11 protein-coding genes are annotated in these 13,147 nt (G+C 61.5%); 4 read left to right on the forward strand and 7 right to left on the reverse strand.

Going from position 1 to position 13,147, the window contains the following annotated elements; translation table 11 throughout:
- Positions 1-41 precede the first annotated feature (41 nt).
- On the reverse strand, positions 42-2,792 hold the full coding sequence (locus tag FBR05_07810) for a DUF2142 domain-containing protein (protein ID MDL1872099.1): 2,751 nt from the start codon (positions 2,790-2,792) through the stop codon (positions 42-44).
- Positions 2,792-4,168 (reverse strand): DUF2142 domain-containing protein, encoded by a 1,377-nt coding sequence (locus FBR05_07815; protein MDL1872100.1) that lies wholly within the window; start codon positions 4,166-4,168, stop codon positions 2,792-2,794. The genes FBR05_07810 and FBR05_07815 overlap by 1 nt, the downstream gene beginning before the upstream one ends.
- On the opposite strand from FBR05_07815, the gene FBR05_07820 reads away from it, so the two are divergent.
- The gene (locus FBR05_07820) at positions 4,167-5,723 is read left to right on the forward strand and encodes a hypothetical protein (GenBank protein MDL1872101.1); all 1,557 of its coding nucleotides are present in this window, start codon (positions 4,167-4,169) and stop codon (positions 5,721-5,723) included. The two genes, FBR05_07815 and FBR05_07820, sit on opposite strands and share 2 nt — an antisense overlap.
- Here FBR05_07820 and FBR05_07825 read toward each other — a convergent pair.
- From FBR05_07825 to FBR05_07835, 3 genes are read right to left on the reverse strand one after another with little or no spacing between them, the layout of a single operon-like run.
- Positions 5,661-7,382, reverse strand: a complete 1,722-nt coding sequence (locus FBR05_07825) for a glycosyltransferase family 39 protein (GenBank protein MDL1872102.1) — start codon at positions 7,380-7,382, stop codon at positions 5,661-5,663. The two genes, FBR05_07820 and FBR05_07825, sit on opposite strands and share 63 nt — an antisense overlap.
- Positions 7,366-8,169 (reverse strand): glycosyltransferase family 2 protein, encoded by an 804-nt coding sequence (locus FBR05_07830; protein ID MDL1872103.1) that lies wholly within the window; start codon positions 8,167-8,169, stop codon positions 7,366-7,368. The genes FBR05_07825 and FBR05_07830 overlap by 17 nt, the downstream gene beginning before the upstream one ends.
- 40 nt (positions 8,170-8,209) lie before the next feature.
- Positions 8,210-9,388, reverse strand: a complete 1,179-nt coding sequence (locus FBR05_07835) for a phospholipid carrier-dependent glycosyltransferase (GenBank protein MDL1872104.1) — start codon at positions 9,386-9,388, stop codon at positions 8,210-8,212.
- 136 nt (positions 9,389-9,524) lie between these two features.
- Here FBR05_07835 and FBR05_07840 point away from each other — a divergent pair, with 136 nt between their 5' ends.
- The 3 genes from FBR05_07840 to crcB all read left to right on the forward strand — a co-directional run bounded on the left by FBR05_07840 (position 9,525) and on the right by crcB (position 11,200).
- Complete coding sequence (locus FBR05_07840; GenBank protein MDL1872105.1) at positions 9,525-10,085, forward strand: hypothetical protein; 561 nt, start codon at positions 9,525-9,527, stop codon at positions 10,083-10,085.
- 62 nt (positions 10,086-10,147) lie between these two features.
- Positions 10,148-10,819 carry a uracil-DNA glycosylase gene (locus tag FBR05_07845; GenBank protein ID MDL1872106.1) on the forward strand — a complete coding sequence of 224 codons (672 nt, stop codon included), beginning with the start codon at positions 10,148-10,150 and terminating at the stop codon, positions 10,817-10,819.
- 9 nt (positions 10,820-10,828) lie between these two features.
- Entirely contained in the window at positions 10,829-11,200 is a 372-nt protein-coding gene (gene crcB / locus FBR05_07850) for a fluoride efflux transporter CrcB (GenBank protein MDL1872107.1), read from the forward strand.
- Positions 11,201-11,280: 80 nt separating this feature from the next.
- On the opposite strand, the gene FBR05_07855 is transcribed toward crcB, so the two are convergent.
- Together FBR05_07855 and FBR05_07860 are read right to left on the reverse strand one after the other, a co-directional pair.
- Positions 11,281-11,718 (reverse strand): rhodanese-like domain-containing protein, encoded by a 438-nt coding sequence (locus FBR05_07855; protein MDL1872108.1) that lies wholly within the window; start codon positions 11,716-11,718, stop codon positions 11,281-11,283.
- Between the two features lie 77 nt (positions 11,719-11,795).
- Positions 11,796-12,368, reverse strand: coding sequence for a hypothetical protein (locus FBR05_07860; GenBank protein ID MDL1872109.1), 573 nt, complete (start codon positions 12,366-12,368; stop codon positions 11,796-11,798).
- Positions 12,369-13,147: the final 779 nt, after the last annotated feature.

Genomic DNA, 13,147 nt, shown 5'->3' on the forward strand with positions numbered 1-13,147 from the left:
GTCCGTTGAGAGCTTAGGTAGCCTCAATCGTCAAGCAAATTTCAGAAAGCGCCGTAATACCGGGTCAGGACGGCAAAAAGCGTCGTGGCGACGCACAAGGACGCGGCTATCGCGGCAAGCTTGAACGGAGGAAACCCGGATCGCGGAGCGATGGGGTTTTTGGACGGATACAACAGCAGAAACAAGATTGGGACGAAAGGAAGGAAATATCTTCCCTGAATGCCTTCGATCGTGGCGCCTCCGGGGGCGGTCCAGGTGATGAACAAGACGGCCGCGATAAGCGCCACTCCGGCCGAGAGGACGAGGAAGAGCCAGGCTCGTTTCCAGAGGCCGAGATCGGCGCGACCGCTCCATCCGAGCCAGGCGCAGGCGATCGTCAAGGCGGTGTAAAAAAATCGGAAGGAGTCGGGCAGGCCGGTGTCCAGCCATCCCAGCCGGCCTACGAGATGGTCCCAATAATGGCCGGCATTGCGATAAAAGGTACGCAATAGGATTTCGAGGAATTCGAAGGGGCGTTTCAGGACAAAAACGGCTTGCTCCTGCGCCGCGGGGGAGAGCAACTGAAACCCTTGCACTTTGCCTCCGAAATACGCCCAGCCTTGGCTCACCCCGAAGCACAGCAACAGCAGCCAGACGAAACCCAGCCAATAACCCGGCCGGGATCCCACGTTCCGCCTCGGGATCATGGGAAAGAGCAGGGCGAGAATTGCATAGACTGGCTTGGTGAGAGCTAGCAAGGCCAGCAGCGAAGAAAGCAGGAGCCATTCCCGGGCTTGAAGCACGGCACCGGATTGCGACAGCTTCAGCAGATAGGCGAAGGTCAAGAAGGAGAGCCCCAGGGTGACGGTGTCGGCGGTCACGGCGGAGGCTTGCGCCATCGACATGGGCGTGAGCGCCAAGAGGCAGAATGCCCATTTCTGGATGGGGGTGAGGCGGAGGGCCAGGGACACCAACCCCAGGTAGGCGAGCAGTGAGAAGATGCGACCCAAGTACATCAGTACCAGGGGAGGGGCGCCGAACGACCTGCCCGACAGTATTCCCAATGCGGCCGGCAGGTAGGGGACCGGGGAATAGCTCAATACGGGCGCGTCCCAGGTTTTCTCCGGCTCCAAAGGAACGTGGAGCGCTGGCAAGATTTGGGAGATCCCGATCTTGTTTTCCGGAAGGAAAGCCAGGTAATCGAACATCTCGAATGTCTCGGAAAGGCTCCTCGGCACTTTGGGAGTTCTAAGGTTCCATTCGGAGATCTGATAGGCGCGGTAGAAATGGGCGCCTTCATCCGCGGCTTGGAAGGGCGGCATCGCAAAAACCAAGAGGATGCCGAAAATGGCGGCGGTTCGGGCGAAAAATTGCGCGGGGGAGGTCGGATAAGTTTCAGGGAGCAGCAAGTCTCGGCTCAGGCGCAGGAAGGCCAAGTAAATCGCCAAGACGGCCAGAGCGGGGAACAGCAGGGAGACAAGGAAGATGTCTTGGCTGCGTACCAGGAAATCCCCCGGCAGGAATGTGGTGAGGATTTGCAAAAAGCTGAGGGCGAGTGCCACGGCCAGTATAAAGAACGTCGAGCTTACGGAATCAAGATGGCTCCGCGCCGTTTTTGAGCAGGCCAGGTAAAGGGTCGCGGCGAGGAAAAAGAAGAAGAGGCGGGTGGATAACCAGGTGTGGATTGCGGCAAGACGCGACTCGGCTTTCGACCTGTCGGATTTAGCGGTCGCGGTCGGGATCGGGTGGATCTGTTTTTCGTGCGCCCATTCGAGGCCCTCGAAAGCGGGCGGGTCCCTTTGCAGCATCGACTCGAATTTTCTTCCCGAGGCGTCGGTGATTTCCAAGGCCAGTCCCTTGGCGCGATAATAGGGTACGCCTTCTTTGAGGAGGAAACCGAGCCGCTCGGGCACCGGGTCGGGATATTTGTTCTGTAGGAGCGCCCGCACCTCCGGCCTCGGCCGGAAGGAGCGGGTGGAGGCGAGAAGCTCGCCCCGGTGGTTTTTCAGTGACACCGCCACCACGGAGCTGTTTCGGCCAAAGGCCCAACCGGAAACCTCTACCTCGACCTTGGAGAAGGAGGCGGCGTGGTCCGGTCCCGCCGCCTTCGCGGCCGCTTCCACCAACGCGTTGCCCCAAAGATGGACGGGTCCGATGCGCAGCCGCGGGTTGGAGCTCGGCGTCAGGACTCGAGCCGCGGTGTCCCGGGTGGAAGAGCCCGGATAGGGCAGGGAGCCCGACTGAAGGTAGACGGCCCCGGCCGCGCCGAGCGCCAACATCGGGGCCAAGAGCAGCGGAGCGGAGAGGCGCTTGCCTTGGCCTGCGTAAATCAGCCAGATTCCCCGCAGCAAAAAGATCCATCCCAGCAGCGGGTATCGGGAAAGACAAAAAAAGTAAGACGAGATCATTCCCCAAAGGGTCGCGAAAGCCCAGTATCGGGCGGCGGATTTCAAGAAGAATTCGCCCTGCAAGGAGAGCGCGAGGCCCGCCAAGGCAAGGGCGACGCTCAACATTTCATTGCCCAGCAGGATGCCGGGGCGGAAGGCGTAGGGGTGGAAGAGAATCGATAAAAAGACAGCCAGCGCGATCCAAACCGGTACCCCGCGTTTTCTGAGCGAAGCGGAAAAGAAGAGGGCTGCGCCGGCCACCGCGGTATCCAGCAGGGCCCAAGTCCCCGCGAGGGCGGTGCCCGAAAATGCGTCCGAACGAAGCCAAACGGTTTTTACCGCCCAAGCCAGGAGGGCGAGGGGGAAAAAAAGGATAGGGTCGAACTTTTTCAGAAACCCCGTTGCCTTGGAAGCCGCCTGCGACATCACCCGTAATACCTCCCGCCAAGCTCCGCGATCGTCCAGACCAGGGTTGCGAACACGAGCAACGTCTCGAATAAAGGAAGCGCCGCCGCCGGTCTACGGAAGACGGCAGGCGGACGCGTGTAACCGCATAAAAAAAGCAGAGGGGAAAAGGCCAAGAAATACCTTCCTTGCAGACCCTCGATCGTTTCGGCCCCGACCGGATTCCAATGCAGGTATTGGGTCAGGCACACCGTGAGGGTGAGCAGCAAAAATACCGTCGCGGCCACCGCTTTTTGTTTGGGAGAGAATCGAAAATCGTCTTTCGTGTCCAGCGCGGCGGCGATCAGGAGGTTCCCGCCCGCGATCCAGAGCAGGGTCGGAGGAAGATGGGTGTCCAGCCATCCCAGGACGCCTACGAAGGAAGCAAGGATGAAGGGAAGGGATTGGTGTAGAGACCGTCCGACGGTTTCCAAGACGGAAAAAGGGTGCTGAAAAAGATATTGCAGCTGATCGTCCGGCGAGACGACGACATCCAGTCGATGAGGCACGTAAGAGGCCTTGACGAGCGCCAGCCATGCCGTCTGAAGGATCAGACCCGGCAAAAACACCAGCAGGAAGGATTTTAGGAGCCGAGGAAAGGGCCCCCCTTTGCGTCGCGGAATCGCGAAAAAAAACAGGAGAATCAACAGATAAAAGGGTTTGGCGAGCGCCAGGACACAGGAGAGCGCGGCCAAGGCGAGGATGCGGGGTTCTCGGGGGCGAAAGCCGTCTTGGACCAGCCGCAGGATCAAGGCGATCGCAAGGAAACAAAGCGCGTTGGTGAGCGGGTCCCCGGAGCAGGTGGCGGCGAGAAATAGGCTGGTCGGCAACAGGGCCAGCGCAAAAAATAACCACTTGAAGACCGGAGCGATTTTGATGGAGAGAAAGACGAGAAACGCCCAGAGCAGGAGATTGGCGGCGCGGCCGCCGTACATGCGAACCAAAGGATTCGAAGAGAACAGTCCCGCGATCCCCATGCCCAAGGCCTGAGGGAAGTAATTCACCGGGGAGTAAAGCGCGGTATTGGCGAAAGCCGCGAATCGCTTCGGCTCTTCGGAGACGGTTTTTCGGAGATTTTCCAAAATTTCGGCTGCGGAGCTGCGAGGCTCGGGGTGAAAGGGCTGATCCTCGAAGGCGGCGATGACGGCTAGAGTGTCCTCGGGAATCCTTCCGCCTAGACCCTGGGGAGTTTTTTCGGAAAACAGATGGCCTTGCAGTATTTGATAACTTCGAAAATAGTGGTTGATCTCGTCGGGGGCTTGGTAGGGCGGGATCAGAAAAACCAAAATTCCCCCGAACAGCAAGGCGAGGAACAGGAAAAGCCGTTCCGGCTTCGTCTTTAGCGGATTAAGGTTCATGTCGGATCACAAGACATCCCCGAGCGTCTGGCCCCTCTACCTAACGACGGGCGTTTATTTTTTGCTGATGTGCGGCCTCTTCGGTTGGCTCGCCATGCATCGCAACGTCGACGGAGACGAGGGGCTTTATCTCGAGGCGGCCCGCCTCGTGGCCCAGGGCAAGAAACTGTACTTCGATTTCTTCTACCAGCAGATGCCGCTCATCCCTTACCTCTACGCCGGTTGGATGGAGGTCTTCGGGTACCAATTGTTTTCGGCCCGGTTTTTATCGGTGCTGTTGACGGCGTCGGCGGGTCTATTTACCCTCGCTTACGTCGCGAAGACCACCAAAAATCTCTGGACGCTGAATTTTTGCGCCTTTTTCTTGTTCGCCAACGGCTTGATCCTGGCTTGGGCCCCCGTCATCAAGACCCATCCCCTGAACGCTTTTTCCCTCTCCCTTGCGGTTGTCGCGCTGCTGCTTTGGAGACAAGACCCTCGCCGGAGGCTTGCTTGGGCGGCGCTGGCGGGCTTCGCGATCGGCATCGGAGTCAACGGACGATTGACCTTGGTCCCTTACTTGCCGCTTTTCGCGGCCTATCTCTGGATACATTCCCGCGAACGGCCGTGGCGGCCGCTCGCGGCCTTCGCCGGGGCCGCGGCGCTGACCTTTCCCTTGACCCTTTATTATTTCGCCTTGGATCCCGGACTTTTCTACCAATACAACCTCGAATACCACACGAAGATCTTTCCGGGGATCTCGGAAGACGCCTTTCGCCTCGGCATCGCCCAAACGGTCTTCGTCGAGACGCAGATGTTCCTGCTCGCGCTCCTTTTTCTCATCGGTGTCTGGAAGGCGGCGCGGCGCGGCTGGAAGGAATTTTTTCTCTCGGACGAGGCCTTTCTTGCCGCGGCGGTGGGGGGCTTTCTGCTCATCCACCTCATGACCGCCACGCCCTTCACCCAATATTTCTCCGCGGTGGTTCCCTTGTTAGTGATCGGGATCGCGCCGGTATTGCAGGCCGGATTCACGCGGCGCCGGGCACTCTGCGTCGTTGCCCTGGCCTTTGCCGCGTTTTTCTACGCCTCCGCCGCCAAACGGGTCATGAACCACGAGATCAATTCGATGGGCAGCGACCATTCTCATTGGGAGCTTCGCAGAATCTCCCGGGCGGTGCGCGCGGCCAAGCGCTATTTGCGGCCGGGCGAGCCCTGCCTCACTTGGTGGCCGGGCTACGCCTTCCTGGCCGGCTGCCCCTCGGCGGAGGGCATGGAAAACCACATGCGCAGCCACGCCATCGACGTCGGTATTCCCGGCGACGTCCTGGAGACCTACAAGATGATGTCCGACGAGCGGCTGCTGGAGACGCTCGTCGACCGCCGTTACCGAGTGCTGATCGCCGGCGTCTATCGCTTGGGCAGTCCTTACTACCGGGATATCGATCGCGCGATCCGGGACAATTACCGCCCGGCGCGGACCGAGGCGGGGGTGACGATCTACGTCGCCAAGGACCTAACGGACGACATCGTAGACCGCTATATTCTCGAGCGCGAAATCCGATACCGAAAACGGTAAGGGGCCCCAGATGTTCGAATAAAATCCCGCCCGGGCTTGTTGGTTCATAGTGCGGAGCGGAAATTCCTCGAACACCGGAACGTACTTCCGGATTTGAATACGTTCATGCAGGGAGGGAAAGATCGGCTGGGGGCTCGCGTAGGCGGCTCGCAAAACGACGTCGCCTTCCTTCAGGCCCGCCGTCCCGAAGCTCGTGGCGGGCAGGGGACGAATGCCCTGTTTTTCCAGATAATACTGCCACCCCCAGTGCCCCATGAACCAAAGGTTTCCCCGCCAGGGAAAATAGGCAGAGGTCATTTCGTGCGCCTTGCGTCGATAGACGTCGGCGAGGCGAAAGTCCGCGTGCGCCACGGCCAGGGACAAGGCCAAGCCGGCCGGAAGCAGGGCGGCAAGGGGCTTGTGCCAACGATTTTCGACGGCGACGAGGGCCTTCAGAGCGAGCAAGATGAGCGGCGGTTGGGCGTAGAGCAGGTATTTGGAGGCGAAATGCACGTAGACCAGCGGTACGGCGAGCGCCGCGAAGACCCATAGGATCAGCACCGCTTCGCGAAAGGCCTCGGGATCGCGCCGCCAGGCCTCGGGACGGAACGCCAAGAACCATTCGGGTCCCTGGCCCTTCGAGTCCCGCGCGCCGCAGTCCAGAGGAGCCAAGCGCCTGAGGTCGGCCCACAGGCGGGTCGCGAGATAGGCCAGGGTGAAAAAACCCAAGCTGAAGAAGACGAAATCCGGGAACATCTCGAAGCCCACGATCGGCTCCGCCTTGGAGGCGAGGGCCCCGTAATATATGCCGACGACGAGCGAGAACAGCGGCCAAAACGGTCCCTTGGGCCAGACCAGGAGCGCCCAGAGGAAGGGCAGGAATGTCGCCAGGCTCAGGGCGTTGTTCAAAGCCCAAAAACGGTTGAGCGCCTCCTTGACCCCGAAGAAGGTGGAGAAGAGTTGCGTGGAATGGGATTGGAAGGCGACCTTTTTGCTCCATACCAGCCACGCCGCCAAAAGGGCCGCGGCGAGTATGGCCGGGATCCAACCGCGGCGCCCCGCGCCGTAGGACCAGCCCAGCAGGACGAAGACGGGCAGCAGGGGAGCGGTGTTGTAGCGCATCAGCAGGGCGAGCCCGAGTAGGACGCCTCCCGCGAGGAGCGGGGCCGTCCGGTTATTTTGCCAGCCGCCGAGGCAAATCGCGAGGGCGAGCAGCGAGCAGGCGATGCCGGCGACGTCGGGCATCGCGAGGTTCGCCGAAACCACGAAGGCCGGCGAGCAGGCCCAAAGCGCCGCCGCGAAAAAGCTCCAGACGGGGGAATGTCCCAGTTTTCGCGCGACGAGATAGAACGACACCAACGCGACGCAAGCGAAAGGCACGAGCGAGAGATGAATGCGGGCCTCGGGCGGAAATTCCCGTCCGCCGCCCACCGCGGCCAAAAAATAGGCGAAGAGCGGTGGAAAGGCGGCGATCTGCGACATGGGCTTGGGTTCGTTGTCCCACAGGTATTGAAACCCGTAAGGGTTCCAAGGGTCGGATAGGATTTGCCGGGCGACGCGGAGGAACAGCGGCTCGTCCACGTGATAGGCGTGGTTCAGGAAGGGCAAGGTGATCCCCAGCGCCAACAGACAGAGCAGAAGGCAGAGCCAAAGATCGGCGTGTCTACGAAAGCCGTGCATCGTGGGGAGAGAGAGCCTCGGAGCGTGAGGGGTTTAGGTTGGCCGACCGGTGGTGAAATATTTTCGACCGCAATGCGCCCCAACGGTTCAGCGCGTATTGGACCGAGACTCCCAGCACCCCCAACCCGTAGACGACGCTCCTTCGAAAGTTGATCGACGAGCTGTCCTCGCTGTAATGCGTCGGGCAGCTGATCTCGCCGATGCGAAAATCGAAGTAAGCCGCCTGGGCGAGCATCTGATTGTCGAAGATGAAGTCGTCGGAGTTGGCCAGAAGCGGAAGTTTCAGCAGGACCTCGCGCGAAAAGGCTCGATAGCCCGTATGGTATTCGCTTAGTTTCTGCCGCATCAGTAGGTTTTGCGTCGCGGTCAGAAATCGGTTGAACACATACTTGTATCTGGGCATGCCCCCCTTCAGGGCGCCGCGGCCCAGGATGCGCGAGGCCAAGACCACGTCGTAAATTCCGCCGGCGATCATCCCCGCCATCGCGGGGATCAGCTTCGGCGTGTACTGGTAATCGGGATGCATCATAATGACGATGTCGGCCCCGCGGGCCAGGGCCTCTTGATAGCAAGTCTTTTGGTTGCCGCCGTAGCCCCGGTTTTTGGGGTGCACCACGTGGTGCAGGCCCAGCTCGCGGGCCACCTCGACCGTGCGGTCGCGGCTCGCGTCGTCGACCAAGATCACGTCGTCGACGATCTCCTTGGGGATCTCTTCGTAGGTGCGGCGCAGCGTGAACTCGGCGTTGTAGGCCGGCATCACCACGGCGATTTTTTTGTCGAGTATCATGGAAAAGCTAGATAAGCCGATCCCGGTTTTTTGGCAAGGCTCAGGGTAAAAACGTCCCCCACACCTCCGGAAAGGCCTTGTAGAAAAAAATCCCCGAGGCCGTCCCCAGGCAAAGCGCCCAGACGCGATAATAGGCGGTGGGCCGTACCGCCAGGCTCAGCGCATAGGCGATATTCAGGCAAAACACCGGCACCATCGGCAGCGCGTAGCTCAAGATCGTCTGTTCCTTGAAGATCGCCCAAAACAGGAGCTGCGCCGGCACCGCCGCCGCCAGGAAGACGTCGACGGGGTCTTTCCGCAGCGCCGCGCGGATCGCGAGCCCCAGGCCGGAGAAGGCGCCGAGCCCGAACAGGACGGGATTTTGGACGCACAGCGCTGCGAAGCGCCGCCCCTCCGGACCCGGTTGCGATAAGTACCAAAGCTCGCCCCTCCCCAAGAACCACTCATGCCAAGACGACAAACCCGGATGGTCCTTATGCAGAAAGCCCTGCAAAGCGAAGATGCGGCGAATCTCCGTGACGATCTCCGCCGGCGCGAAACCCAAGACCCCGTAGCAGGCCACCAGCGTCACTACGATCGTCCACAGCGCCGCGGCCAGGAGCTGTGGCAGGCTGCGGCGCAGGGGATAGGCGTCTCGCACCGCCACGAGCCCGAGGAAAAAGAGCGGCAACAGCAGGTAGCCGATCGGCTTCACCGCCCCGCCCAAGGCCGCCGATAAGCAGGCGAGGTGGATCCATCTCGCGGGATGCCTGCCGCCCGGATCCTTCAAGACCGGCAGAAAGGCCGCCAGCCCGGCGAAAAAAAACAGCGTCGCCGCCATGTCCAGCATCGCGAGGCGGGCGTGGAGGAAGGCGAGGGTGGAGCTCAGCCAGAACAAGAGGGCGAGCAGGCCCCCCTCCCAGCGCCGCGTCAACCAGGCCGCCGTCCAAAACAATAAGGCGCCCAACGCGGCGGCGCTCAGCGCCGACGGCAGGCGGTAGGCAAAATAATTTTTTCCAAAAAGCCGGGCGGAGAGGGCGATCAGCTCCTTGCCCAGCGGAGGGTTGCGGCGATTCAAATAGGCCGGCTTGTAGCCCGTGCGGTAGGACTGGGCGGCGGCGACATGGTACTGCTCGTCCCACACCAGGACCTCGGGGCGGTCTAGACGCAGCGTGTAAACCAGCGACAAACCGATGAAAATTAAGATTGTCAAAAATATGACGGGTTTGGCTGGGGGCATCGGGGCTAATCCAACGAAATATTTAGAAAAATATTGCTTGAGTCCCTGGGAATCTCTAGCTAATTTAAAATTCGGACTGGGTAAGACTTACAAGCACTCAAAGTGTCGATCCTTATAACCCAGGGAAAGGGATCCTATGAAAGTTTTCTTTCGCAAACACGGTAACGCGGCCTTTTACGTGCTGCTCCCGGTGCTCTTCCTCATCCTCACCGTGGCCTTCATCCAGTTCACTCCTAGGGTTTCCAACACGGCTCCCGGCGATACCTGCCAAAACGCCGAAGAGTGCTGCACCGACAGCGGTTGCGGCGCCGAGACCAGCGAAGTCTGCGACGGCTATCTTTGCAAACCTGTAAACTTCGGATGCCCGGACGGTGGCGAAGTGGATTTTAGCCCGGATGGCACCTGCGTTTGCGTCGATGACGGTGATGATGACGCCCAAGGCGGTGTGGTGGGTCAATGCCAGCAGTGCCCCATCGGCGAAGTCTTCGTCAACGGTGCGCCCGGCAACTGTCTGCGCATCTGCCTCGAAGACGAAAATCCCGACGGCAACAACTGCATGAAGCTCGAAGGCAGCGGCATCCACATGGGCGGCTGCTCCTTGGGCGGCAACGCGGCCGGCGCCTCCAGCATGGCGGTCTTCGGTTTCGCCGCCGCCAGCCTCGCCTGGATGAGCTTCCGGGCGCGTCGCAAGAAGTAAGGCGACGATTGCTCAAGATTCCAAACCCATCCCGGGAGACCGGGGTGGGTTTTTTATTTTCCATGACACTGCTTCAACTCCAGCGGCGCATCGTCGCCTGTCGCCTCTGTCCCAGACTCGTCCGTTGGCGGGAAGAAGTCGCGCGCCTGCGCAAGCCGGCCTTCGCGGACCAAGTCTATTGGGGCAGGCCCGTCCCCGGTTTCGGCGACCCCGCGGCCCGGCTCTGGATCGTCGGCCTGGCCCCCGCCGCGCACGGCGCCAATCGCACGGGGCGGATGTTCACCGGCGACCGCTCCGGCGACTGGCTCTACCGCGCCCTGCACAAGGCCGGCTTCGCCAACCAGGCGCGCTCCGTTTCGCGGGACGACGGCCTTAAGCTGTACGGCGCCTACATCAGCGCCGTCCTGCGTTGCGCCCCTCCCGGGAACAAGCCGCTGCCCCTGGAGCGCGAGCGCTGCCATCCTTACCTCGAGGCCGAGCTGGGCCTCCTGAAACGCCTCCGCGTGATCCTGGCCTTGGGCAGCATCGCCTGGGACGGCGTCCTGGGGCTCTTGGCGGGCCAGGGTTGGGTGGTGAGGCCAAAGACCAAGTTCACCCACGGCGCCGAGGCCCAGGTGGGCCCTTACCGCCTCCTGGGCTCCTACCACCCCAGCCAGCAGAATACCTTCACGGGGAAATTGACCGAGCCGATGTTCGATGCGATCTTTCGCCGGGCGAAGGCCTTAATTGGATAGGAGTCCGCGATGAATGTCCTTTACCTTTCGGCGGGCGGCGTCTTGGGGACGCTCTCGAGATATTTTCTGGGCGGCGTCGTGCAGCGCTGGGCGGGCCTGGGCTTTCCCTGGGGGACCTTCTTCGTCAACCTCAGCGGTTGTCTCGTCATCGGCTTCGCGGCCACCTTGGCGGGCGACCGCCTGCACAGCTCGGCCCCGCTGCGCAGCTTCTTCTTCGTCGGCTTCCTGGGGGCCTACACGACCTTCTCCACCTACATGTTCGAGAGCTTCAAGCTGCTGCAGGAGGGGAAGCTGGCGATCGGCGCCGCCTATCTTTTGGGAAGCGTGGCCCTGGGGATGTTGGGGCTGTGGCTAGGCGTGCTGTTGGCGCGCTGGTTCTAAAGAAGCTCTACGGCGCCTCAGAGCGGGGAATTGGGTTTATCGGAATTTTCCGCCTCGCATCATGGGGACGATAGGATTCGCTACTTGGCCTTCACCGCCAAAGAAGCATAGCTCACGCCTTCGCCGTTCTCGTCGCTGACCGGAAGTCCCAGGTCCTTCCAGCCCGGCTGCGGCTCGCCCGTCTCGGGATTGCGGCCGCCGCCGAAGCCCCCGTAGACGTTGTAGAGCTGGGTGAAGCCCCGCTGGGCGAGGATATCGCAGGCCTTCTGCGAGCGGCCGCCCGCGAGGCAGCCGACGATCAGTTTGCGGTCCTTCGGCAGCACCGCCACCGCGACCTTTTGGAAATCGGCGTTGGGCTCCATGCCATAGGCGCCCTTGTGCATGATGGGCAGGTTGATCGCGCGGATCGGGTGGCCGGCGGTGAATTCGGGGATCGAACGAACGTCGACGTAGATCGCCTCGGGGTCCTGGTCGAGGAGGTCTTTGGCTTCTTGGGGGTTGATCTGTTGGATGGGCATGGGGCTTCCTATCATCAGGTTTAAGCAAAATATTTGGCTATGTCGCGGAATCCGTAGGGGCCGTTCGCGAACGGCCCCTACAGCGCTTGCAATATCGCCTGCGGATCGAAATCTTGCTCGGTCTTCAGCGTGACGCCGAAACGCTCGCGCGGGTTGGGCTGACGCTCCAACTTGAAGGTATTCCCGGCAAAGATTTTTCCGAAAAACTTTTCCAGATCCCCCCGGCAAGCCGCCCAAGTCGCCTCCGTGTTGGGCGCCACCGCACGGTCGTTGACGAAGAGTTCCACCTCGCGCCGGCTGAATTTCAGCTTCCTCTCCAGCCGCGGATCGGCCTCGAGCCTAAGGCAGGCCTTAAGCGCCGCGCGCAGGGCCTGAGCCAGCTTCGTCGCGTTGTCCAGGGCCAGCCCGCGCTTCCGGTTGTAGCGCAGGCCCAGGCGGTGCTTGGTCTCGTCCATGCTGTAGTCCGCCTCCTCGCCGATCAGGACGATGCCCGGCCCGGCGTCGACGTGCAGGTAGTCGGCGACGTCGAGCAGAAGTTCGTCGCAAACCTGGTCTTGGATCCAGCCTTGGAAGATGGGGGTGAGTTTCTCCCGGTCGACCGCCTCGGGGCGCTCGGCGAAGAGCTTGACGTTGATGTGCTGCAGGTCCATGGCGCTTTCCTCAACCTTCCGCCTTCGGCGCGGCCGCCTGGGCGGCCATCTTGTTGTAGCAGCTGTGCGCGGCGTCGATGAAGAGCTGGGCCTCTTCCAAGAGGTGGTGGGCCGATTCCGCGTTGTAGGGTTCTTTCGCCTTTTGGTGGGCGAGGAAGAGCATCTGCCCGAACTTGCCGCCGGCGAAGGGGTCCCAGAACTTCTGCGTGTCGTAGAAGCGCTTGCGGAACTCCTCGACCACGCGGTCGGCGTCGCCGGGGACGTCCAGGAATTCGGTCTTCACCAGGGCCCGGGCCGCCGTCACCATCGAGCGGAAGGCCGTCTCGCCGGATTTCTGCACCTGATCCTTTTCGTAGAAGACCTGGGCCTCGAAGTACTCGCGCTCGGCCGCCGCCAGCTCGAACTCGGCGATCGAGACCACCTCGCCCGCGCACTCGCCGGTGCCGATGTCGCCGATCGTGTACTCCCGCGTGTCGCCCCAGTCGCTGTAGTATTCGGGGTGGTTGTCGTGGTCGGGGATCTTGATCAGGTCTTCCAGCATGGTCTTGGTCTCGACCTTGCCCAGGCGCTTGTAGAAATCTTGAAAACTCTCGCCCTTCCCGCGTTCCTTCGCGAAGCGCCCGGTGAGGCGCTCGACGACGGCGGGGATGTTCTTCGAGGGGATCGCGACGATCGGCAGCCCGTAGGCGCCGCCGTTGTTCTCCCACTGCCCGCCGAGCAGGACCTGGAAGTGCGGGACCGTGTAGTTGCCCGCCTTGCGGCTGACGCCGTAGAAGCCC

This window comes from Deltaproteobacteria bacterium PRO3 (assembly GCA_030263375.1).
In the GTDB taxonomy this organism is placed as follows: domain Bacteria; phylum UBA10199; class UBA10199; order DSSB01; family DSSB01; genus DSSB01.

Bases quoted from the DNA above. Each gene is read 5' to 3' on its own strand.
- FBR05_07810 (MDL1872099.1), bottom strand. From the start codon at position 2,792: ATGTCGCAGGCGGCTTCCAAGGCAACGGGGTTTCTGAAAAAGTTCGAC.
- FBR05_07820 (MDL1872101.1), top strand. From the start codon at position 4,167: ATGTCGGATCACAAGACATCCCCGAGCGTCTGGCCCCTCTACCTAACG.
- FBR05_07815 (MDL1872100.1), bottom strand. From the start codon at position 4,168: ATGAACCTTAATCCGCTAAAGACGAAGCCGGAACGGCTTTTCCTGTTC.
- FBR05_07825 (MDL1872102.1), bottom strand. From the start codon at position 7,382: ATGCACGGCTTTCGTAGACACGCCGATCTTTGGCTCTGCCTTCTGCTC.
- FBR05_07830 (MDL1872103.1), bottom strand. From the start codon at position 8,169: ATGATACTCGACAAAAAAATCGCCGTGGTGATGCCGGCCTACAACGCC.
- FBR05_07835 (MDL1872104.1), bottom strand. From the start codon at position 9,388: ATGCCCCCAGCCAAACCCGTCATATTTTTGACAATCTTAATTTTCATC.
- FBR05_07840 (MDL1872105.1), top strand. From the start codon at position 9,525: ATGAAAGTTTTCTTTCGCAAACACGGTAACGCGGCCTTTTACGTGCTG.
- FBR05_07845 (MDL1872106.1), top strand. From the start codon at position 10,148: ATGACACTGCTTCAACTCCAGCGGCGCATCGTCGCCTGTCGCCTCTGT.
- crcB (MDL1872107.1), top strand. From the start codon at position 10,829: ATGAATGTCCTTTACCTTTCGGCGGGCGGCGTCTTGGGGACGCTCTCG.
- FBR05_07855 (MDL1872108.1), bottom strand. From the start codon at position 11,718: ATGCCCATCCAACAGATCAACCCCCAAGAAGCCAAAGACCTCCTCGAC.
- FBR05_07860 (MDL1872109.1), bottom strand. From the start codon at position 12,368: ATGGACCTGCAGCACATCAACGTCAAGCTCTTCGCCGAGCGCCCCGAG.